Annotated in this window: 24 protein-coding genes; 6 read left to right on the forward strand and 18 right to left on the reverse strand. The window is 63.4% G+C overall.

Going from position 1 to position 21938, the window contains the following annotated elements; translation table 11 throughout:
* Positions 1-149: 149 nt before the first annotated feature.
* Entirely contained in the window at positions 150-1460 is a 1311-nt protein-coding gene (locus ON44_RS35870) for a hypothetical protein (RefSeq protein ID WP_157187457.1), read from the forward strand.
* Positions 1461-1553: 93 nt separating this feature from the next.
* On the opposite strand, the gene ON44_RS51465 is transcribed toward ON44_RS35870, so the two are convergent.
* A complete protein-coding gene (locus ON44_RS51465; protein WP_169338137.1) occupies positions 1554-1724 on the reverse strand; it encodes a hypothetical protein in 171 nt (56 codons plus the stop codon).
* Between the two features lie 650 nt (positions 1725-2374).
* Between ON44_RS51465 and ON44_RS35875 the strand changes: the two genes are divergently transcribed.
* The 3 genes from ON44_RS35875 (at position 2375) to ON44_RS35885 (ending at position 6655) form a co-directional block, all read left to right on the forward strand.
* Positions 2375-3313 carry a DNA adenine methylase gene (locus ON44_RS35875; RefSeq protein WP_245567476.1) on the forward strand — a complete coding sequence of 313 codons (939 nt, stop codon included), beginning with the start codon at positions 2375-2377 and terminating at the stop codon, positions 3311-3313.
* A gap of 187 nt (positions 3314-3500) precedes the next feature.
* Positions 3501-4331: a DUF6082 family protein gene (locus ON44_RS35880; protein WP_157187458.1), complete on the forward strand. Its 831-nt coding sequence runs from the start codon at positions 3501-3503 to the stop codon at positions 4329-4331.
* A 560-nt stretch (positions 4332-4891) separates the two neighbouring features.
* Entirely contained in the window at positions 4892-6655 is a 1764-nt protein-coding gene (locus ON44_RS35885) for an ATP-dependent nuclease (RefSeq protein WP_157187459.1), read from the forward strand.
* 1222 nt (positions 6656-7877) lie between these two features.
* On the opposite strand, the gene ON44_RS35890 is transcribed toward ON44_RS35885, so the two are convergent.
* From ON44_RS35890 to ON44_RS35955, 15 genes are all read right to left on the reverse strand, one after another.
* On the reverse strand, positions 7878-8327 hold the full coding sequence (locus tag ON44_RS35890) for a hypothetical protein (RefSeq protein WP_157187460.1): 450 nt from the start codon (positions 8325-8327) through the stop codon (positions 7878-7880).
* A gap of 199 nt (positions 8328-8526) precedes the next feature.
* Positions 8527-9321 carry a DUF2637 domain-containing protein gene (locus ON44_RS47310; protein WP_051182805.1) on the reverse strand — a complete coding sequence of 265 codons (795 nt, stop codon included), beginning with the start codon at positions 9319-9321 and terminating at the stop codon, positions 8527-8529.
* Positions 9318-9752 (reverse strand): hypothetical protein, encoded by a 435-nt coding sequence (locus ON44_RS35900; protein WP_040698886.1) that lies wholly within the window; start codon positions 9750-9752, stop codon positions 9318-9320. The genes ON44_RS47310 and ON44_RS35900 overlap by 4 nt, the downstream gene beginning before the upstream one ends.
* Positions 9749-10777, reverse strand: coding sequence for a hypothetical protein (locus ON44_RS35905; protein ID WP_157187461.1), 1029 nt, complete (start codon positions 10775-10777; stop codon positions 9749-9751). Before ON44_RS35905 ends, ON44_RS35900 begins: the two co-directional genes overlap by 4 nt.
* Positions 10778-10873: 96 nt before the next feature.
* A complete protein-coding gene (locus tag ON44_RS35910; RefSeq protein ID WP_040698888.1) occupies positions 10874-11377 on the reverse strand; it encodes a hypothetical protein in 504 nt (167 codons plus the stop codon).
* Positions 11374-13059 carry a hypothetical protein gene (locus ON44_RS35915; RefSeq protein ID WP_157187462.1) on the reverse strand — a complete coding sequence of 562 codons (1686 nt, stop codon included), beginning with the start codon at positions 13057-13059 and terminating at the stop codon, positions 11374-11376. Before ON44_RS35915 ends, ON44_RS35910 begins: the two co-directional genes overlap by 4 nt.
* A 2-nt stretch (positions 13060-13061) precedes the next feature.
* Positions 13062-13514 carry a hypothetical protein gene (locus ON44_RS51745; protein ID WP_245567478.1) on the reverse strand — a complete coding sequence of 151 codons (453 nt, stop codon included), beginning with the start codon at positions 13512-13514 and terminating at the stop codon, positions 13062-13064.
* Between the two features lie 10 nt (positions 13515-13524).
* Positions 13525-14052 carry a hypothetical protein gene (locus ON44_RS35925; protein ID WP_157187463.1) on the reverse strand — a complete coding sequence of 176 codons (528 nt, stop codon included), beginning with the start codon at positions 14050-14052 and terminating at the stop codon, positions 13525-13527.
* Positions 14053-14080: 28 nt separating this feature from the next.
* Positions 14081-16162 (reverse strand): type IV secretory system conjugative DNA transfer family protein, encoded by a 2082-nt coding sequence (locus ON44_RS35930; RefSeq protein ID WP_040698891.1) that lies wholly within the window; start codon positions 16160-16162, stop codon positions 14081-14083.
* 2 nt (positions 16163-16164) lie between these two features.
* Positions 16165-16932 carry a hypothetical protein gene (locus ON44_RS35935; protein WP_040698892.1) on the reverse strand — a complete coding sequence of 256 codons (768 nt, stop codon included), beginning with the start codon at positions 16930-16932 and terminating at the stop codon, positions 16165-16167.
* Complete coding sequence (locus ON44_RS47315) at positions 16929-17354, reverse strand: RRQRL motif-containing zinc-binding protein (RefSeq protein WP_157187464.1); 426 nt, start codon at positions 17352-17354, stop codon at positions 16929-16931. The genes ON44_RS35935 and ON44_RS47315 overlap by 4 nt, the downstream gene beginning before the upstream one ends.
* Positions 17351-17599, reverse strand: coding sequence for a hypothetical protein (locus ON44_RS35945; protein WP_169338138.1), 249 nt, complete (start codon positions 17597-17599; stop codon positions 17351-17353). Before ON44_RS35945 ends, ON44_RS47315 begins: the two co-directional genes overlap by 4 nt.
* A 76-nt stretch (positions 17600-17675) precedes the next feature.
* Positions 17676-17828: a hypothetical protein gene (locus ON44_RS50860; protein ID WP_157187465.1), complete on the reverse strand. Its 153-nt coding sequence runs from the start codon at positions 17826-17828 to the stop codon at positions 17676-17678.
* Positions 17825-18406 carry a hypothetical protein gene (locus ON44_RS35950; protein WP_040698894.1) on the reverse strand — a complete coding sequence of 194 codons (582 nt, stop codon included), beginning with the start codon at positions 18404-18406 and terminating at the stop codon, positions 17825-17827. Before ON44_RS35950 ends, ON44_RS50860 begins: the two co-directional genes overlap by 4 nt.
* 8 nt (positions 18407-18414) lie before the next feature.
* A complete protein-coding gene (locus tag ON44_RS35955; protein WP_051182807.1) occupies positions 18415-18621 on the reverse strand; it encodes a helix-turn-helix transcriptional regulator in 207 nt (68 codons plus the stop codon).
* Between the two features lie 150 nt (positions 18622-18771).
* Between ON44_RS35955 and ON44_RS35960 the strand changes: the two genes are divergently transcribed.
* Together ON44_RS35960 and ON44_RS35965 are read left to right on the forward strand one after the other, a co-directional pair.
* The gene (locus tag ON44_RS35960; protein ID WP_040698895.1) at positions 18772-19530 is read left to right on the forward strand and encodes a helix-turn-helix domain-containing protein; all 759 of its coding nucleotides are present in this window, start codon (positions 18772-18774) and stop codon (positions 19528-19530) included.
* Positions 19527-19997, forward strand: coding sequence for an NUDIX hydrolase (locus tag ON44_RS35965; RefSeq protein WP_040698896.1), 471 nt, complete (start codon positions 19527-19529; stop codon positions 19995-19997). The genes ON44_RS35960 and ON44_RS35965 overlap by 4 nt, the downstream gene beginning before the upstream one ends.
* On the opposite strand, the gene ON44_RS35970 is transcribed toward ON44_RS35965, so the two are convergent.
* Both ON44_RS35970 and ON44_RS35975 read right to left on the reverse strand, forming a co-directional pair.
* Entirely contained in the window at positions 19990-20532 is a 543-nt protein-coding gene (locus tag ON44_RS35970; protein ID WP_040698897.1) for an HD domain-containing protein, read from the reverse strand. The genes ON44_RS35965 and ON44_RS35970 overlap by 8 nt on opposite strands.
* A gap of 54 nt (positions 20533-20586) precedes the next feature.
* Positions 20587-21684 carry a tyrosine-type recombinase/integrase gene (locus ON44_RS35975; protein ID WP_040698898.1) on the reverse strand — a complete coding sequence of 366 codons (1098 nt, stop codon included), beginning with the start codon at positions 21682-21684 and terminating at the stop codon, positions 20587-20589.
* Positions 21685-21938: the final 254 nt, after the last annotated feature.

Consider the following 21938-nt stretch of genomic DNA (forward strand, 5'->3'; position numbering starts at 1 on the left):
TCTGCGCCCACTTGCAAGTACCGAGGTAGATCAATGATTTTGTGGGGCAAGGCCCTTCGCGCGGCGGGCTGCGTGGGGCAAACGTGGGGCAGGCAGGCTGATGTGCGCCGTCTTGCGACGATGACCAGGGGGTAGATTTCGACGTGGTTGTGTACGACGACAACACAAAGCCACGGACCGTCGCTCAAGGGATCGAACCCGACAGCCCTGCTGGTCAAGCGCTTGAGAAGTACTGCGGGACGGTGGACTACCACGATGGCCACCGCTTGATGCGCTGGGAAAGCCGAGATCTTCTAGTCAGTATCGGGACACCGGAAGTTTTCGGATTCGCCTCCGCTGAACACCTGCGGGGATCCGCCTCCACTGAACACCTGCGGGTGATTCAGCTCGGAGGGCATCCAACGGGGTACATCCCCGTGACCAGTATCTCCTTGCCCTTTCCTCAACTGTTCTATGGACACTCCTGCGCTGGCGAAGAACTTGTAGTACCAGACGAACTGGATGGCGACTGGCGCGAGCTCGCCAAAAGGGTGCTCGTGCCGCTCCTCAGGCCGTTGCGCGAGCGTCCTGGATTCAGCCGCGGGGTCAAGTGGGACGAGTCGGAGGAGTCGGCGTCATACACACCGCTTATCCATGATCTCGACGGCAATGTCTTCGCCATGCGGTACCGACCCCCGCGGGGTGCTCTCGAATGCTTGTACCTTCCGGAGGCGATTGAGGACATAACGCCCTGGTTGTTGGCGGCATTCAAGGAATGGTCGAAGGAAGACTCGGCAACCTTTCCTGCGGAGCCAGCGTGGACGTGCGATCCAATGTGGATGACTCCTGCCGAGCTTGCCGCCCGGGCCGAGCTGGACCGTCAGCAGGAGGAAGCGCAGCGGATCATCGCTGAACAGGATCGCAAAATCGCTGCCGCCCAAGCGCAACTGAAGGTCGAGCAGGACGCGGCCGATGCTGACGAACGCATCCTGCTGACTGCCGGCGATGACGAACTCGTCGATGCTGTGGAATCCGCCCTATGTCAGCTCGGCTTCACAGTCCGCAACATGGACAGGCAGGAAGGTCGACGGCAGAAGCGAGAGGATCTTCGTGTGGTCCTCGATGACTGGATTGCGGTGTGTGAGGTTAAAGGCTACACATCAGGCGGGAAGCCAGCCGATCTTCAGAAGCTCAGTCGATGGGTCACCTTGTATGCACAAGAGAGCAGCGGCAAGCTCCCATCAGCTCAGTGGTATGTCGTAAACCAGTTCCGAGAGCGCGATCCAAACACTCGACGTCCACTGCTTCATGGACATCAGGAAGACCTTGATGTGCTCGCCGAAGCGGACGGCTTGGCCATCGACACTCGAGACTTATTTCGCCTCGGCAAAGCGGTTGCGCTTGGAGGATTAACCGCAGAAGCGGCCCGGCAGCGCTTGATCAGCGCAAAGGGGCGATTTACCTTCTCGGAGAACGACTGAGATAGCTGTCCGGAAAACCATAGGACGCTGGCTGGGTGCCTCCATCTTCCTTGGCGACGTCCCAACAGCAATCACCCCATACCGCGCGTCAGGTCAGTCCGGCTCGACGGGAACGAGCAGGGCGGCCTCGGTGCTGAACGGGTAGCAGCCGGGCGCGGTTTTATCGACGGATTCCACGACGGCACGGTCGCCGTCCAGCTCGAGGACCTCGAATTTCGATACGCCACCTGCCGCGAGCAGGACTCGGTCACCGATGTTCACCATGCCCGCAGCCTATCTATTGCAACCGACCAGTTTCTGCAAGTATCGAAAGTATGTTCGATAACTGGCGGCCCGTCTACCAAGCAGAAGGCCGAATCGTCGCCGATCCGGAGCGGCTATACCGGACCCGCGAGGGCTGGGTTGAACCCGCGCCGGTCGCCTGCCCGCGCGGGCATTGCTTCGGACTAGGCCGAGCGACCGTCGGGGCGGTGCCCTGCTTGGAAGCGAGTGGTCACCACCGAGTGCACATCTGCAACATCTGCCGATATGCGGTGTACACGCCACCGCTCACACCAAAGTGTCACCACTAGGTGCCCTATCTCGCGAGTTCGGTGCCACCGCCCGGCCGTTGCGGCAAATCGTCGGTGTCATGGACTAGCCAGCGTAGGAACCCGACCACGTGGGCGTTCAGGTTCGAATCAGCCTGAGCGACGACAGTTTTCGCGCGTTCGTGAAGCTCGGGGTCGACTCGGACCGTCACAACCGGAAATCGGTGCTGACTAGGCATTTTTCGAGTATCTCACGGTGGACGTCCACCCGCACGAAACGATAGAATGAGGGTGGACGTCCACCTTTGAACTGGGAAAACGAGGATCACCGGATGAAACCGCCGATGGCCTACTACGGAGGCAAGACCACGATCGCGACCCGGATTGCAGGCATGCTCCGCCGACCACGGGCACTACGTCGAACCGTTTGCGGGATCACTGGCGGTGCTGCTGGCCAAGCCTGCGGCGCGGATGGAGACGGTCAACGACATCGACGGCGACCTGATGACCTTCTGGCGGGTACTGCGCGACCGGCCGGCGGATCTGGCGCGGGTGTGCGCGCTGACGCCGCATTCGCGGGCCGAGCACGAGGCCTCGCACGCCGACCTGTCCGGCCTGGACGATCTGGAGCGGGCCCGCCGGGTGTGGGTACGGATCACCCAGTCCCGCACCGGAACCCTGCGACGCACCGGCTGGCGCCACCACGTCGACCCGAACGGATCCGGGGTGTCCATGCCCGGCTACCTGACCGCCTACCTGGAGCGGATGCTGCCCGCCGCGGAACGACTTGCCGCGGTCTCGCTGGAATCCCGACCGGCACTCGATCTAATCGGCGCCTACGGCCGTCACCGCACCGTGCTGCTGTACGTGGATCCGCCGTACCTGGGCACGACCCGGGATCGCAACTACCGTCACGAGATGACCAGTGATGCCTCCCATCGCGAGCTGGCGGCCGCCCTGCACGCCTGCCAGGCCACGGTGGTGCTGTCCGGGTACACCAGCGAACTGTACGACCGCGAGCTGTATCCGCACTGGCACCGCTACGAGCTGGCGTCGTTCACCACCCAGGGCGGCGCACACCGGGCCCGCACCGAAGTCCTGTGGTCCAACCACCCTCTCCGAGTTCCAGACGCAGATACCTTGCCCCTGCAGGAGTTTCGTAACAGCGATGCGCCCGGCGCGGGTGCATGTTACGAAACCCGATGCCAGGCACCAGGTTGCGAGAAGGTCCTCGCCCGCCGCGGTACCGGCCGCCCGGGCCGCTTCTGCTCTACCGCCTGCCGGATGCGCGCACACCGCGCACCAGCACAGCCGACGCCCTGAGCTTCTAGTCCTGCGCGGTGTCGTCGGTGATGATCCCTGTACGAACTGACCAACGTCCCGACCCGGTCGACCAGCTGTCGTCTCGTCAATATCGCCGGATCTTTCGCCAGCATGCACGAAACTCCTGCGATAGCCTCTAGATTCGGAATCCGCGAGCAACCGCGGCCGGTGGTGGGGGGATCTACAGATGAGCATCAGTTTTCGTTGGCCAGTGTCGCTTCACTGGAGTGCCGCTTGGCTCGGTCACAGGATCACTCGACATGTCGCCTTCGGCGTGGCAGTCGTCACCGGCGTGGTCGCGGTGCTCTTGTCGCCCTTTCTGCTTCTGCTGCTGCCGACGGCAAACAGCGTCGACTGGGGCCGACTGCGCGAAATCAGCCAAGCCTACGGGGCGACATCGACAATCGTGTCGGCACTCGCTCTCTGCGGGGTTGCGACCTCCCTCTTCATACAGACCCGACAGTTCAAGGCATCCCGATACGAGACAGTTCGTCGCTACCAACTTGACCTGAACCGTATTGCACTGGAGGACCCGACGATCTACGGGCCGTGCATCGGGAGGCTAGTCGAACCACCCGGTATCGAGGCTCGTCAGTTCTATTACGCCGCTGCGTGGATGCGGTACGGGCTGATGGCATACGAGTCTGGCGTGGTCAGCGAACGGTCACTGCGCGAGGATCTGTTTGGCGATCTATTCCGTAGCGATATCGGCCGAGACTACTGGAGTCAGACCGGGTCACTATGGGGGGAGACGATGGCGAGCTACAACCGCCGGACCCAGGCATTCAAACGCATCGCAGACGAGGAATACCGAAAAGCCGTAGCTGCCGGACCAGCACCGATCACGTGGGCTGCGATCCGCGCGGCACAGCAGACAGCCAGTAGTCCCCAGGAGCTGTCCAACTCCCGCGAACAAACGAAATGGCTGAACTCTGGTTTCGTCGCCCTCACTATCAGCGCCGGCGTCGCACTCGGCGTCGCGATAGGAAAGTCGAACTTCAGCCACTCCGACCGGTAACTTGCAAGGTCAATCCGCTTGAACGCTGTGCCGACGGCGAAAGATCCACCACGTTCTCAAGCGCAAAACCGAAAGTTTAGTGCTGTTCGAAGGTCCTGGTCACGCTTATTTTCTCAACCGTATTTCGGGAGCGGGGCCGCGTATTTAGGCCTCCGAGGGTACGAGGTTGGCCACTCGCACGGGAACGGGTAGCGGCTGGCCCATCAGCCTCGGCGGACTCGACGATCGCGTGGTGACCGTCCGATCTCACGAACCTCGAACACCGACCCTCCACTAGCCACCAGTAACATGCGATCGCCAACGTTCGCCATGGTCATGTCCTATCCCGTGAGTATGTCTGCACCACCGACGCCATCGTCTGATCGTCTGCCATACGCACCGACGGCAGGGGCAGTTGCGCCCTTATAACCAGTACATCTTGCCAGTCACCTCGATGTTTGCCACGAGGCGATTGAGCCATGTAGCACTTCGACATCGAATCGCGAAGTAGTGGCCAAGTAGGGGATCGCGGCGATGGTTGAGCGCCGCAACAGTCTGGCGATCGAATAACGAGGAGTGCCGTGAAATATTATCAGGCAGTCACAACTGGCGGATTTGAGCTGTATCTGGACGGCCTTACCGTATTAGTGGGACCGAACAACAGCGGCAAATCAACAACTTTGCGCGATATTCGGAAAATAATTACGGCAGAATTTTCAGGCACTACCCTCCATTCAATTGCGGAGCTAAGAGCAATCTATTCGCCAGATTCTCTCTATCAGTCGATGATAACGGATCGCATGAAATATAGCCGCAATGGCGTGATGTACGGCGGCCTTGGCGTCGATCTAAATTCACGATTTGAATTTGGCTGCGACGATGGCTCGCTAAGAAACTGGGCCAGTAAAGCCGAACTTGGGAAAGTCACAGCGGTCCCCAATGCTATTGGTTATAGTCAAAATTTCGGCCGCTTTCATGTCGCACACCTGACAGCAGGCACACGACTCGACCTTGCGAACTCATGCGTTTCGATCGACCTGCAAGACGATTCGGCTAATCCGAGCCTACTTTTACAGTGGCTGCTCCCACGTCATGACATCCTGGATGCGCTCAAATCCGCATTCTACGAGACATTTGGAATGAGAATTGAGCTTGACCACCACGGACTTGCCAAACTGCGCCTGAGGATCGCTGAAGATTTCGGCGATAGCCCAACTTCGATAAACGAGGCAGGGAAATATTACAAACAGTTTCCAGAGCTGGAGCAACAGGGCGACGGAATGCGTAGTTTTGTTGGCGTTGTTCTCGGATTGCTATTGGCAGACGATCGGCTCATCCTCCTCGATGAACCAGAAGCATTCCTGCACCCGGAGCAAGCCAGAAGGCTGGGTCGCTGGGTAGCTCGAAACGCCATCAACCAACCCGAGCAGCAGACCATCATATCTACGCACAACGCTCATTTCCTGCAAGGGCTGATATCCGGAAACGCAATGGTCAAGATAATGAGGCTACACCGGGAGGGAACTGGCCCCACAAGGTTCGTGCCAATGGGGCAGGATACCGTGAATAAGCTGGCAAAGGACCCCCTGCTGTCGAGTCAACGAGTAATCGAATCCATCTTTCACAACCACACAGTTATATGCGAGTCCGATAGCGATCGAACGATCTATCAGGCCGTTGCCGCCAAGGTATTCGAGAATACAGACACCTTCTTCGTAAATGCCCAGAACAAGCAAACATGCGGGCGAATCGCTCGCGTCCTACGAGACGCGGGAATGAAACCTAGGACCGTGGTCGATATCGACATAATCCGAGATGCTGTAGATCTGAAGAAGCTCATGCAGGACTATGCTGTCCCCGATACCGTACAGAATGAAATACAGGGTCTCAGGTCTGCGGTCGCGACCAGCATAGGAGATGCCACAGAGGACGAGGAGATAGTCTCTCGCCGATCTGCCGAGCTCCTCAAACTCGCAAGAGAAGCAGGCGACCTAAGCAAGAATCAAATACGTTCACGTGTGGATGAAATCCTTTCCTATGGAAAATGGTCACCCATTAAGAAAACGGGAATTGACGCTCTTGAGGGCCCCGTTCGCGCCGTACTGCAGACGCTTCTCGATCACCTCGCTGAATTCGGAATAAACGTCGTTCCAGTCGGTGAGCTGGAAAGTTGGATGGAGATTAGTGCCGCGAAAAACAGGTGGATCGAGCCCGCACTGGAAATGATATACAACGGTCAATGCGGGGAACCACTTGAGCACTTCGTGAAAACCCTCCTCACGCAAGTTCCCCCCGGGCCGAGCCACCTGAATCGACCGAACCATGCTGACCATGTATCGTCGTGAGCCGAAGCCGTCCGATACGGTCTGATATGGATGTCTACCAGCACTTTCAGCCGGTTCGAGACGCGGGTCTTTCGCCGCGAATCGGCGGCCCTTTCACCGACACTTGGCGCGGCCGACACGAGCCGCTGCCAAGTAGTCGCCAACTTGATGCTGGCAAGTTGCCGATCGAAATCTATCGCCAGATGATTGCTGCCGCTGTGATGGCCAACGGTCCAGTCCGAGCGGCCCGTCTGCTTTTGGCCCCGGTGTGGGGCGGGTTGCACAGGGAGGCGGGCAGGCACCGCCTGCCCGATAAGGCCTGCCTTTTTCGCGTAGAGGCTCCGGGGTCAAGGGTGGCCGCAGGCCATCGGCGCAGCCGACGCCGCCAGGCGCCCTTGACGCTGGAGGGGCGCGGAAACACAATGCAGGCCGACCCACCACCAGGGCCACGCGACCGAAGGTCGCGGAAGTTCTTCCACGAGCATCGCTCGTGCACGCGGGCGCCACGACGCCCGCGCACCAACCACCGCATCTTGAGCCGCCGTCCGATGACTTGCATCGGGCAGTAGTCGCGGATCTGTAGACCGCCACCGATACAGACGAGTCGACCAGCTGGAAGCGACACCGCCAGGTGTCGATACGTATGCCAACGGAACCAGCCAGCTAACGCACCGATACGTACCCACGCAACCACTTTTTTCTCTCAACCACCACCCCAACCCTCCCCTCTTTTGATCTTTTGATTTCTGATTGCTCCCCCACCCCCTCCCAGTCCGACATCTCGTTGACCACGAAGTGGGTGATGAGATGTCGGACTGGGAGGGGGTGGGGGAGTGAGCAGAAATCCCGCCCTTTACCCAGCTCACGGGCGGGTTGGGGTGGTGGTCGAGAGGCGCGAAAAACGCGCACCCTCTTGTATGCCTGATTCGCGTGAAAGTTGCGCGTTTTTCGCACGTTCGGTTGCCAGCAAGATCGACATTTTCGTGCCTGCTGAAACCACGGCGGGAACGCCCTTCCTCGGCCAGATAGTGTGAGTCCGGCTCGGCGGTTGTTCAAGGGCGCTCCTGCCGTCGCGTCGCCTGGCGGCGATGGCCTCGCGGCCACCCTTGAGCAACCGCCGCTCCGGACTCGTTTTGCCTTCGGAGGAAGGGCCAGGGGAAGGTTCGGGGTGGATGACCGATCAGCTGTGAACACGACGAAGCCCCGGCCGAAATCTCGGCCGGGGCTCCGGTGGCTGGTCGGGTTATGCGGCAGGCGGGATGTAGGCGACCAGTTCGTAGACGCGGCCGTAGCCGCCTCCCTCGACCGGGCCGACGTAGACCAGCTGCTCGAGGCGACCGCCGATCGCGAATCCACCGGCGCGCGCACGACGCACGCCCGCGGCGATAGCGCGCTGCATATCGCGATCCAGCGTGATCGAGCGCAGACCCTCGTCGTCGGAGTCGGCACGCTCGCCGGTCTCCAGGATCAATGCGGAATCGATAACCGGGTCCCCGGATTGGGCGACCATCGGCTTGCGGTTGACCCAATACAGCGGCTGCCCCTGGCTGTTGTGGCGGTGTCGCCGAACCACGGCCACGATCTCACCGGACACCGTTGTGTTCGGTTCGACGTCACGGCCGAACGGGTTGCGGGCGCCTTGGCTCATCAGCTCGGCGTTGATTTGGTCCAGGTCGGTCATTGCGTTGGTCATGAGGTTCTCCATGGTTGAGGTGGTGAAAGGGGTTCAAGGGGGCAGGCTCACTGCCTGCCCTCGAAGGGCTCTGCCCGTGTGGCGGTGGAGGCTCGCAGGTCCAGGGTGGCCACCAGGGCCATCGCCCGGCCGGGCGACGCTTGCGCCCTTGACGCGGGAGGGACCGCCGCACACCCTCCCGCACCACCGGGGTTATCGGTCAGCGAATCAGGCTCAGCACCTCCCCACCAGTGTCATCCGGGTCGGCGGCGGCGATGATCTGCGCGACCCGCGACTTCGACAACCCGACCGCGGCACCGATCCGGCGCGTCGACTCCCCCGCCGCCACACGGCGGAGGATCTCCACGTCGCGGTCGGCGAGTGAGTCACTGTCCACCGCCTCGGCGGTGACTGTCTGCCCGCTGTCCAGCTCCGGCTGTGGGTTGTCCAGTGGTGGACGGTCGCTGTCCAGTCCTGTCCGGTCGGTGTCCAGCCGTGTCGCGTCCGCGTAAACCGGTGTCCACTCGGCCTCCGGGTTCGGCTCCGGGGTACGGGGGACTTCGATCAGCGCGGTCAGGCCGTGCGTGGCGGCCAGGCCGAACAGCGGTGCCGCACCAGCGACGCACGCCGCGATGGTCGCGGGCAGGATGCGTTGCCCGGATTCCGCAGCGTGCAGACCATTTCCGACCACCGAAATGAGTTCGGCGGCGAACAACTCACCCCAGAAGAACACCCGCGTCGCGGTCGGGATCGTGATCCCCTGGCGGCTGCGTCGCTGCAACGAAACTAGGGCAACGGCGGACTGGACAATAGCGCCGTCCACGAAAATCGGACCCGCCCACGCTAGACGCCGCGTGATTCCGGCCATCACGCTCAGCTCGGTAAGGGCGGCGAACGACCACGCGAACGCCCCCAAGCCGATCACGATTGTCATCGCCAACGCGGTCAGCTCAGCGAGATCGAACCGCCCGGTGGACGGCTGCTGGACAGGGTGGACAGTGGCTGTCGAGTTCATCGGTCATATCCCTCTCGGTCGGTGGACGCGGCCCACGGGCTCCACGCCGGAGTGCGGATCAGCCGTTCCTGCTCGGCGTGCAGGGCGTGCCCGGCAAGCTCATCCAGGGCGTTGTCCAGGTCGCTGGCCAACTCCCGGTTACGGTCTTCTAGCTGCGCGGCCTGATGCTCGGCGGCGTCGAGTGCCGCCGTCACGGCGGCGAGCCGCTCCTCCAACTCCGCGGCCCGCTCATGCGCCGCGATCAACCGCTGCGCCAACTTGGCCCGGGAAAGACCCTCCGGCGTCGGCCGCGCGGTTACCGCGGTTGATGCCGGTGGTGTCGTGCAGACCGGCCGCACCGGCGACGGCGCAGGCGCCGGTCGCGTGGTTACCTGAGCGAAGTCTTCTCCGGCCTGGGCGGGCATCGTCGCCTCGACGGTCGGGGCGCTCACCGCTCGGCTCCGTCGCGCTCGGAGTTAGCCAGGCTCGCGGCCAGAGCATTGCCCGGCCGGTATTGCGCCAACGGCGACGCGGTGCTGGTCAGCTCACGGGTACGAGCCGCGGCGAAGGCCGACGACACCGGAACCGGTGCGCTGGTTCGGATTTCGGCGGCATTCGCCCACGGCATATCCCGCGCGGGCTCGCTCTGCCGTCCCGTCTCGGCAGTCCAGGTGCCGTTGCCGGTCAGCTCGGCGGCCTGCTGATAGTTGCGGTAATGGATCGGCTCGATCACCTCACGACCGTGTGCTTGATGGTCCGCGAGCACGTGAGCGACGTTGCGCATGGCTTCTGGTTCGCGCTCCCACGCTGTGACCGCGCCATCCAAGTGGTTCCACACATCCCGCCAATACCGCGACTCGTGGGTTTCCCACCGAGCGGCGATACCGTCGGCGGCGTCCGAGTGTCCCTCGGCCACGGGACCGTCACCAGCCGGGTCGTCGGGGTCGATGGTGAGCGCCGCGTTGTTCAGTTCATCGACGTGGCGGACGTAATCCGCGCGCAACTGGCGTTCGTCATCGGATTCGGCGGTGCTGTAGTACTGCGGATCGGTCATCGGAATGAACCGGTCATCCGAAGCCGATACGGCCCGGTTGTCCACGCGGGTCACATAGTGGGAGGTCAGCAGACCGGACTGGTCGCGCTCGATACCGTGTTCGGCGATCCAGCGGGCCTGCTCCTCGCTGCGTACCTCGATCGGTGACAGGGCGCGCTGATGCATGGCAAGCATGCGCTCGGCGTAGGCGCGGTCATCGCGCCACCGCTGCGTCGCGTCCGACAGGTACATCCAGTGGTCGGCCCACTCGTCGTTGCGGTCCAGCCACGGCGCGGCGTACTCGCGGTAGTCCAGCTCGTCGGCCGGGTCGTAGTCTTCCGCGTCCCGCGAGCTGTACAGCTCGGCGTGCATGAAATCGCTGCGCATCACCTGCTCGAGACCGGTCACCAGGTACTGGTGTGCGGCGGCGGTAGTGTCGGTCATTGGTTCGGCTTCCTTCTTGATCTCTGATGGGTTGAGGTTGGTGTCGGGCCAATCCATGCCGGGCGCTTCCGACGCCCGGCATGGCTGTTTCGGTACTCAGCGCTCGGCGCCGTCGCGCTGGGAACCGTTGCGGGCCACGGCATCGGCGAGAGCGTGGCCGGGCTGGTAGTCCGCCAGGACGGAACGCGGCGCGGACTCGGTGGCCGGGTACCAGAAACCGTGGCCGGTCATCTCGCGGGCCTGCTGCTGGCTGCGCCACTGGATGCCGGACAGCACATGTGCGCCCGCGGCTTCATCGATGGCGACCTGCTCGTGGAAGCGGCGCATCGCCTCCGGTGAGCGCTGCCAGTCGTCATGGGCATCACGCAGGTACCGCCAAGCGGCGCCGAGGTCGTCGTGCCGCGACGACCAGGGCACTGTGATCTGGTCGGCCTGTTCGATGAGCTGATCGAGTTCCTGCTCGGTCTGAACGTGCGGCATGTTGTCGCGGATCTCTTGCGCGCGAGCGAAATCCGCGCGCATCAACACCTCCTCCGGGTTGGTGACCTTGTCGGCGTACTGGTTGATGAACGGGTCATCGAGATCGTCGGTGTGGTTCATCGCTCCATCCCTGCTTCCCGGTCGTGTCCGTTGCGGGCCACGGCGTCGGCCAACGCGTGGCCGGGCTGGTAGTCCGCGAGCGGGGAACGCGGCGCGGACTCGGTGGCCGTGGCCTGGGCGTGGACGGCAGGCGCATCCTGGATTGCCCGGATCGTCTCCAGCTCTTCCTGGCTGGCTCCGGCGGCGCGAAACACCTCATCTCGCGCCTCGCCCTGGCGGGCGCGATATTCGGCGTGTGCTTCCATGCCTCGCCGGATCTGCTCACGAAGCTCAGCGGCCCGTTTCTCCTTGGCCTCCTTGTCGGCAAGCTCCTGGTTGATCCGCTCCCGGCCACCCTTGAGACCATCGACAAGCCGCTCGGTCGCCTCGCGACGAACCTGGGCGGCTTGTCGCTGCGGGCTGCCGTAGCGCTGCTCGGCCGGGGTACGCTCAGCGACCTTGCGCACCGCCGCGTCCCGCTCAGCACGCAGCTGATCCCGCTCGGCAAGAGCCTGATCCAACTTCGCGGTGAGCCTGCCGTTGGTTTCACGCAACTGGGAGCGTTCCGCCTCCAGACGGGCATCATCAGCGGTGCCAGTGGCGTACTCACTGCGCAACTGGTCACGTTCAGCGGTAACCGCGGTCAGCTGCCGTGTCAGCCGGGCGTTGTTGTCGGCCAGCTCGCTGTTGTGCTCGATCGACAGATTCAGCCGCGCCTTCAACGAATCCCGTTCCGCGGCAAGGTCCTCCCGATTGCGGCCGGTGCTACGAGCCGGTTGCCCGTTGCGGTCTGGATCTCCGAACGCAGTGTGATCGGTCCGATCCTGCTGACGCTCGCGGGCCTGCTCGCGTAACTCGGCGCTGCGTGCCTTGAGAGTTCCAGCGACGGTCAGCGGGCGGCCCTCATCGGAGTAGATCGGTTCCCGAACATCAGCGAGGTCAACAACTTCGACACCGACGCGAGCTTCCGGAGCCCACCGCGACTCGCTGATATCGCGCTGCAGCCAATCGATCGCTTCCTGCTCCCCGACGAACAACCGGTCCTGCTCCAAGGTCGGCATACCTGGAGACCAACGACTCACACTCGCTTTGACCTGGAACTGCTGGACCGGGGCGGCCTGCACCGGGCGAGTCTGCTCGGTGATCGTGCTCAGCCGCTCGGCCCGTTCCCGCAGCTGGGCCCGCTCGGCTTCGGCGTTGCGGCTGGCGCGGGCGACTTGCGCCCGATAGCGCAGTGCCTCAATGCCTTTCACCTTGTGGGCGCGGTTGAACAACTTGCCCGTCTCGAACTCCGGGAACGCGGTTGCCGCGTCCAGGCCGTCGAGAGCGATACCTTTCTCGACCTCGCTCAGGTGCGGGTTGCGCAGCACCAGATCCCGCATATCGGCCCGATGCCGGGCCAGGATCTGCTGATCGTGGAACCTGCGGGTGTGGTCGACGTTCGGGTCGTTCGCGCGCTGGTTCACTGCCAGCGCGTGGACCCGGTACTTGTCGATGGCCTGGTCGGAATACACCAGATGCCGCTGGCGGGCGGCGTGCTGCTCGCGGGCCTCCTGGCGGGTGATCAGGCTGATCTCACGGCGTGCGCGGCGCCGCTCCAGCCAATTCGATGCTTGGGCGTAGTGGCGCATCGCCGCCCGCATCGAAGCACTGAATTGCCGTGCCTGCGCGATCATTTCGTCTTCGGGACTGCGATCGGACATGATCACTGCTCCTTCTGGGTGGTGGGGTTGTAGCCCGCGGCGACGTTGGCGCGAACATGGGTCAGCAGGTCCATTCCGGCCCGCTGGATCGAGGGATCGACTCCGGCCAAGGTGGCTGTGTCGTCGGCGAGGTAGCGCCACTGGATTCGAGTGACGGTCGTCTCGGGTGTGCAGCCGCGGTGACTGCGACAGAAGAACGCGACGAACTCGTTCGGGGTCCAGTCCGGGAAACCCTCGGCGCGCACATCCTCGGCGGTGATGAGAGCCAGGCGCTCGCGCCGCACGTCCTCGACCACGACATCGACAATGCGCACCAGCGGCTCACCCCTGCGGCGTCCCATGACCTTGCGGCACAACGTCAGTCGGGTACCGGGCTCAAGTCCGAGCCAGCCCATCCGGCGAGTGACGGTCTTGGTACGTGCGCGGACCTGGCCCTCAGTCAGCGATACCGACATCAGCACCACGTCAGTTCTCCTTCTCGGAGGTGGCGGGTGTCGCGGAAGTCGTGCGGCGCGACTCCATCACGGCGCGGCGGCGCGCCAGCTGCTCGATGTGACGCTTGATCCAGGCGCCAGCGTCGGCGACCGCGTAGGCGAGCATCCGAACGCTCTCGACCGCACCCGGCCGTCCAGCGCAGTGCCACCACGCGAACGCCGCCAGAGCGAGCACATACAAGGCAAGCGGCCCGGGCAGCGGCAGCACCGCGACCGCGGTTGTCCCCGCCCCTGTGGCCGCGACAGCTGGTCCCCAAATCCGTGCCCAGTCACGGGTTTTCGTGAGCCGGTCGATATGGGGTGCGACTGTGCGTCCGACCGATCCGCCGTCCGGGACGACCGGCACCAGCTGCTGGGCGAGTTTCTCGGCGGTGGTGCCTTCCATGTCGGCGGTGAGCGCTTCGAGGATCTGCTGTTCGCGGGCCTTCTCGGCGCCGCGACCGCCACCGAGTTCCTCGCCGTGGTCTTCCGGATCAACCGGGGGGTTGGGCATAGCCATGATGTGAATCTCCTTGCAGTAAACGGGATTACGCCGGGCGGCGCTTGGGCAGGTCGATCACCGGCGCCAAAGCGTCGGCGTCGCCGGTTGTGGGGTCGGTGAAGCGGTCCAGGCCCGGCAGCGGGCGCATATGCTTGCGCTCGTCGTCGTTCAACGGCGTGATGAAGCCCCAGCGGGCGCGGCCACCCGAGACCTGCACCACGTCGCCCTTCTGCATGGCGCGCAACCGGTTCGGCGGAATCAGGAACTGATCCGAGGACTGGACGTTGCCCTCATCGCCGTCGCGGTTACCGCTGATCAACTTGCGCGACAGCTCGAACTTCGGGCGGGTTCCGTACTTCTTGGCCAGCGTCTCCGGATCCGGAGACCGCATCAGCAGCGAACCACCCGACGCGGCGGAGACCAGGGCATCGCGGTTGTCGTCGTCGTGGCCCAAGCCCTGCCAAGACTGCGCGATCCACCACGACCCGATGCCCGCCTTACGCAGCCGCTCAACCCACTTCACCGCTCGGGTCTTGCCATCGGAAACAGCCGAGAATTCGTCCACCGCCATCAGCGCGGTACGGCCGTGCTGCTTGTCGGCCAGCTGCTCGAACATCGTGCCGAGCGCACCGAACTGAGCACGAGCACGATCCGGGGTCTTCACCCCTTCCAGCACGATGTAGATGAGGTCGAAATCGGTGAGCTGCTTTTCGCCGTCGAACGCATCACCCAACGACCGGTACAGGTTCGCGAATTCGGCGCGGGCGGAGTTCATGACCGGCTGCTTGCCATCCAGCGTGGAGGCGATCTCCATCTCCACGCCCATGACCCCGGTCCATGGCGTTGCCCCGAGTTCACCGCCCCACAACTTCGCCAACCGCGCCGGATCCAGCCGCGACAGGAACTCGATCCAGGACCGCGGCGGGTTCTCACCGATCGGCGTCGGCACGCCATCGATCAGCTCGACACGGGCTGGGGCGTTCACGACCAGATGGATCAGGGTCTCGCGGATCTCGTGGAAATATTTCTCGGTGTCGGTGGTCGGGGTCGAACCACCGGAGATCATCGCCGACAGGATCGAACGCAGGTCATCGACACTGGCGTTCCACAACCCGAGTGACACGTCGTCGGGGAAGACACCGATGCGATCGGCGGGAACACCCAACGCGCGGAACCACTTCCGAAGACTGGCCGCGACCTTGCGGGACTCGGGGCCGCCGTTGCAGTCGACCACGATCGCCAGTGGCCGGCCGGGACGATCCAGCCGCCACCACTGCCGATGCCGCGTCCACGTGGTCACGAACCACGACACCAGCACCCGCTTAAGCAGCGTCGTCTTACCCGAACCGCTGGATGCGACGGTGCTGAAATGCTCGGCGACGTTGATCCACGGCAGAATCAGCCGGGTCTCGGTGCGACCGGTCAATGACCGCAGCATCGAACGCGGCGGGGCTTGATCGCACTCGACCGCCAAGCGCCCGATCACCAGCTCCGGGTTCAGTCCGCCGGTCGTGAACGGCAACCGGCGCCGCGACAGGCGGGTAGCGGCCCGCTGCTCACGCTGGGCCTGCAGAAACAGTGCCCGCTCGGTGCGGGCCGGGGACGCTAAACCCACCGTGGCCAGCTGCACACGCTTGCGGGTGTAGGTGATGGTCGCTGTCAGCCACGCTGCCGGGATCAGCAGCGACGCCATACCCAACAGCCCACCGACGTAATGCCCGGTCATGAACTCGGTTGCGGCCTGGGCGAAATCACGGGCTGGGGCGAACACATCCCACGCCCACAACGCCGCCGCGCCCGGCATCGCCAACACGCTGCCGAACAGCCAGTTCCGCAGCCGCTGAGGCTTCCACCCCAGCAGGGTCGCCGGTGCCAGAATCACCAACGTGCCGATCAGGACCGTCACCAGCACCGCTGCACCCAACAGGGCGCCATCGCCGACGCTGTCCCACGACCACGACGAGAAATCAGGCAGCCAGCCCAGCGGGTCGTGCTTGAGCCCGACCGGCGGCATCGTCGGATGGACATCGATGCGCGGCGCCTCGGTCGGCGTCGGAGGCGGGGTGGCCGCTGGAGTCGGCGCGTACGGCGCGCAATCGGCCGAGGTAATCATCGGAGTGCAGGTCATGATCAGACCGCCTTTCCATCGTTGTGGTCTGAGACCTGGGTGTCTTCGTGATCAGCGGCACCGCCCGCGATCACCCGGAGCCCGGGGCGCGGAGCAGGTGAGGACTCGGTGTGCTTTTTGGCCAGCAGCTCGTCCAGATCGGTGAGGGTCAACTTCGGCCCGTCCGGCCGACCCAGACCTGCCGCAGCGGTCCGGATCACGTTCTTGGTCGCCTCACCACGGCAGTAGAAGGTCAAGCCCGCACAGTTGGCGCTATCGGCGACGTGCAGTGCCTGCGCCACTGAATTACGAGCTGTACTAATGCTTTTCGCGGTCAGCTCGACCTCGACCGCCCACAAGTCACCAGCAGCGGTGATGTAGCGGCCGTCGTGGATATGCGGACGGGGCTGCCCGGCCTTCAACAGACCGACCTCGGAACGCAGCTGCCGTTCAGAAATCCAGCGGTCCAGATCCATTCCGGTCAGTGCCAACCGCAGCTGAAACACCGCCTTGGTGTGGGCGACCATCTTCGGTGTGGGCACCCAGTGGCGCACCGACCGGCCGAGCAGGGCCTCAGCCGCGGCCTTCGTCGGGAAGACCCACGACGGTCCCGGTACCGGCCGCATACGCCTGTCGCTGATCATGCGCGCCGCTGCCCACTTCGCCGTGATCCGGTACGCCCGGTTGATGCTCACGCCCAACATCTCGGCCACGACATCCATTGGCGCGCCGTACATCTCGGCCAAGATCGTCAGTCCAGCCATGTCGCGCGGCGAAAAACGAATGCTCATCGGTCCATCCCCTCTCGTTCGGCGCCACGCCCGAGCGAGACAGCCAAGGCGCTGCCGGGCTGGTAATTCGCAAGAGCGCTGGTGGATGTGCCCCAGCCCGGACCCAGGTCCCCGACCTGCTCGAACTCGGCACGGTCGATGCCGCGACGCTCCGCCGCCCGCAACTGGTGCTCACGCGTGGCCTTCGCCAACGCGGCCAGCTGCGCCGGTGACGCCTCCCGCTTCGCCGCAGCGAGATTGATGTCATACAGGTAGGCCGTCAACGGCTCCCCAGCCCGGCGCGGACGCTGCACCTTGCCCGCGATGTCCTGCCCATTCGGGCGCAAACCATCCGCCGCCAACTGGCGACGAGTTCGCAAATGCGAAGGTGCACAACGCCACTGGTAAACCGGGATACCGCCCTCGGTTGGTTGCTCGGTCATCGCCGCCACCCTGTAGGAGTCGGAATATCCTGCGGCGGAACACAACCCAGCTCCGAGGCATGCGCTACCTGGTCATGGCGGCACACATTCGGCGACGGCACGTAGTCCTGGAAATCGATCCACGCTCGCCCGCACGCCGCCAGCGCGATCAACAGACCGAACATCAGCAACGCCAGCCGAACCAGCGGCGGCAGCAACGCAAACAACTGCCCACCCGCGCGAGCGACCTGCGCATCGGTCCTCATGACCGGCCCGATCACCGCTCGACTCCGTCCATCTCGTCCAGCAACTCAACCGGAGCGTGGAACCGCTCGCTCATGCTCATCGCCGCACCCCCGACCGGCGCGGCCGACGCCGCCAAGCGGCCAACAGCACCATCAGGAACACCACCGCCAGCGCGGTGCTCGGCGACCAGACGAACAGCAGAATCGCCAGAATCAGCGGGATTGCAAGAATCTCGGTTGCGAGCCTCATGGCCGCCACCCCCGGCCATAATCAGTCGTATCGTTGTCCTCGAAATCGATGCCCGGCTGGTAGTCATCGACGTCGTAGTCATCACCCAGGTAGGCGCGGATCTCACGCTGATGCCGCTCACAGTCCTCCGCATGACCGGACTCGTTGTCGGCCGGATGCCCCTCCCACGGACCCCGATCAGTCACCCGCTGCCCACACGAAGTGCACGTCCAACTCGTGTAGTTGTCCGAACGCCAGCTGTGCCGGTTCGGAGGCGCGACGCGCTCGAACGCTTCGATGGCGGCGTCGTCGACCCCGGCAGGGTCGATCTTCAAAGTGGTAGCGATTTCCGCCCATGAACGGCCCTGCCCACGAGCCTTATCGGCGTAGTCGATCACCAACCCGCAAGCGATGTTGGACAGTTGCTCGGCGGCCTCGACCGCCTGCAAGTAATCGACCGGCACGTCCTGGTCACCAAAGTTGTGACCCGTGAACTGCGAGATCAACGGCTCCCGCGTGATCGCAACATCGCCATACTCATCACGCAGCTGCGTGAACACAAGCCGCTCAAGACGACTGCGGATATCCCAGCTGTCCATCACGCCACCTAGCCCGCGATCTGAATCGGCCGGACCAGCTGAGCCAGGTCGTTCGGATCCACTCGTACCGAGCGCGCGCCGACCTTGTATGCCTGCAATTCGCCTGCCGAGATGGAACGCTCCAAAGTCCGGACGCTGAGCCCGAGCTGGCTGGCTGCCTCACGCAGAGTGATCAACTTTTCAGGCAGTGCACCGACTGTGTGACGTTTTGTCATCTGAAGTCCTTCCCTAAGTCGTCAAGGCGCGAAATGCCTTGTAATGACGCACTTTCCGGGAATTTGTCGGATTTCAAGACCACATAGCTGGACAAGTAGGGACGTCCAACGTAACGTTAAGACGTCCCTACTCGTCCCTTGGGGGTTGGCATGGCCAATGAGCGACTTCGCGACGCGCTACTGCGCCACGGACTTGATATTGATCACGTCGCCGAGAAGACAGGCGTCGACCAAAAGACAGTCGAGCGATGGATAACCAAGGGCCGCGTTCCCTACCCGCGGCACCGGCACACCATCGCCTCATTGGTCCGCGAAACCGAGAACTACCTGTGGCCCAATGCCGTTGCGCCGGAGCGCCGCGCCCAGGTCGCCGAGTCAGAAGTCCTGAAGGTCTATCCGCACCGCAATTTGATTCCTTCGGAGCTCTGGGCCCGACTGCTCGCGGACGTCAACGAACGCGTAGACATCCTGGTTCTGGCGGGACTATTCCTCGCCGAGGATCCCGCCCTCGCAAAGACAATCAAGCAAAAGACCAGAGACGGTGTCTCCGTTCGCATGCTCTTCGGTGATCCGGCCGCGCCGGAGGCCACCAAACGCAGCGAAGAGGAAAGACTCGCCACAGGCACCGTACCGCTGCGAATTCGAAATGCCCTCGCACTCATAGAGCCTCTGGCCTCGATCGAAGGTGTCGAAGTTCGGTTCCACCAGACAACGCTCTACAACTCGATCTTCCGATTTGATGAAGAGATGATCGTCAACATGCACGTCTATGGCTCCCCTGGCGCGCATGCGCCAGCGCTTCATCTTCGTCAACTGCCGAGTGGCGACCTCTTCGAGACGTACATGACCAGCTTCGAACACGTTTGGGTCAATGCCACACTTGCCGATTTCTCAGGGAGTTACGAATGACTCGGACCGATTACTACAACGATCCGAACGCACCGCAGGCCAACAGCCTAAAAGTGGCGGTCAGCGCACTCGTTCGTGACGACCAAGGCCGGATCCTCATGATTCGACGGACTGACAACGACAAGTATTCGATCCCAGGAGGCGGCCAGGAGTTCGGCGAAACCGTCGCGGACGCAGTTGTCCGCGAGGTGCACGAAGAGACTGGCGTCAACGTCGAGGTCACCAGGATGATCGGTGTCTTCTCCGACCCGCAACATGTCATCAAATACGACGATGGCGAAGTGCGCCAAGAGTTCTCGATCTGCTTCTACGCCAAGCCAATTGGCGGCGCCTTGCGCCCGAGCTCGGAATCCAAGGAAGTCGAATGGGTTGCACCCCAGGACCTTTCAGATCTCGACATACATCCGTCGATCAGGCTCCGGATCGAGGAAGGCATGCGCAATCCAACTGAGCCGTATTTCACCTAGACGCACAGCTCGACAAGCGTTCCTCGGTTCTCGACACCGCCTCGAGCAGTGCTGGCGCCGCTTCTTGCAGCGACAAGGCCACAACGTGCTCGTCCCCGTACCTTGAACGCACCTCGCGGATCCGCTCCCGCACGGTCGTGACCGCGCCGTCCGGCGTTGTCGTCATGTCGGCCCACCACAACGCATCTCGCAGCGGCGTGTGCTCGTCGGTCCAGTTCAGCTCTATACCCCGGCGTCGCGCCTCGACACACGCACACGAGTGATTCGCGACGAGTGCGCAGAGACGGTCGGACACCCCTTCATCGCGCAAGAAATCGGCACCGTCGACAGGATGGAAGCCCGTCCGGACCAACTCGGGTGCATATCCGATGTCATGAAGCCAAGCCGCGGCAACCAGCTCGTCTGCGTTGTCGACCACATCGGCGGCCAGCCGGGCCTGCCGGACCACGCCTTGAACGTGCGCCCATCGGCGCGGTAGGGATGACGCAAGTTGAGTACGCGCCAGCTCTTCCGCCCATGTTGCCAAGCACCCCATATCGCGAGTGTAGTGAGCAAGCACTCTCGCGCTGTCCCCATATAGGCGCAGCCGCTAACCCAACACGCCGCGTACGCTCTCCCACTGACTATCAGCCAGGCTCGCGTAGCGCTGCGTCGTCCGCAGCGAGGCGTGCCCGAGCAGCTTTTGAACCTGCTGGATGGGCACCCCGGCGCGCACCAGGCGGCCCGCATACGTGTGTCGTAGATCGTGAGGCCGGACCTTTCCCAGTCGCCTCTTCTCGTCCCCCTCGCCAACCCAGGCAACTCGTGACGCGGCTTGGAACCGCTTGCCGAAGTTGTCAGCATCGAACGGTCGGCCATCAACGTGCGCAAGCAGGAGGCCACTACGGACCGAGCGGCCAGCAGCGTACGGGACTGGCGCCGGTTCACCGAGCCCATCTCGCTTCATCACGGCCGCCAGGATCTTCGTCAGAGTGTCGCCGATCGGGACCACCCGCTTCTCGTGGTCCTTCGGGGGCTTCATTCGGCGCGCGGCCTTGTCCCAAGCCCATTCGATTGAGATCGTCTTCCGCTTCAGATCGATGTGCTCTTTGTGCAGGCCCTGAGCCTCGCCCATTCTCATTCCGGTGCCGATCAACACGTCGATGATCAATCGGTCCGACTCTTCGAAGGGTTCGCGCAACGCCGCGTACTCCTCGGCCTCCACGAAACGCTCGGGAGACGGGCCCGCCTTCGGCAGGTCGATGTCGTGGCACGGGTTATCGGTAATGAGCTTCGCCTTGCGTGCGGCATTCATTGATCCGCTCAGCAGGTGGTAGCACTTCGCGACGCTCGTCGGCGCCATGACTGCACGAAGCTCCGCCACCCATTCCTGCACATCGTGTTGCTCGATCTCTTTCAGAAGCTCGCCACCCCACTTCGGTGTCAGGTGTTTGGCGATGCGTTGATCGTCGATCTTCTGGGTGCCCTCCTCGACGGTTCGCAGGGCCTTCCATTTGGGCAGCCACTCACCCCAGGTCATTGCCGGAACCGGGCGCGCGGGATTCTCCCGCTGCTCGTCTTCCTTCGCCGTGGCCTTGCGCCTCGCAACATCCTTGTTGGTGAAGACGCCGGCACTTCGTCTCGTGCCGAACGCGTCTCGGTAGATACCGCGATACCGCCCACTCGGAAGCTTCTCGGCCCAACCCACGTCCTGCCCTCCCTACCGTCCTTGGTGTTGCCCCGGTTCAGACAACCAGTCGCTGATCAACGCCAAACTCTACGTGGGGCAGAGCAGCAGCGGAAGTGGGGCAAATCATGGGGCAGACACGTGTCCCTGCCTGACATTTCGTGTCGGTTCGCGTCGCATCGGCCTGAGAGCGAAACTTGCTGGCCTGCACCGATGTTTGAGGGCTTCGACACTGGTCAGACACTTGGTCGATCCATGGGGCCGGAACTGGATTT

It is taken from the genome of Nocardia vinacea NBRC 16497 (assembly GCF_000308835.1).
In the GTDB taxonomy this organism is placed as follows: domain Bacteria; phylum Actinomycetota; class Actinomycetes; order Mycobacteriales; family Mycobacteriaceae; genus Nocardia; species Nocardia vinacea.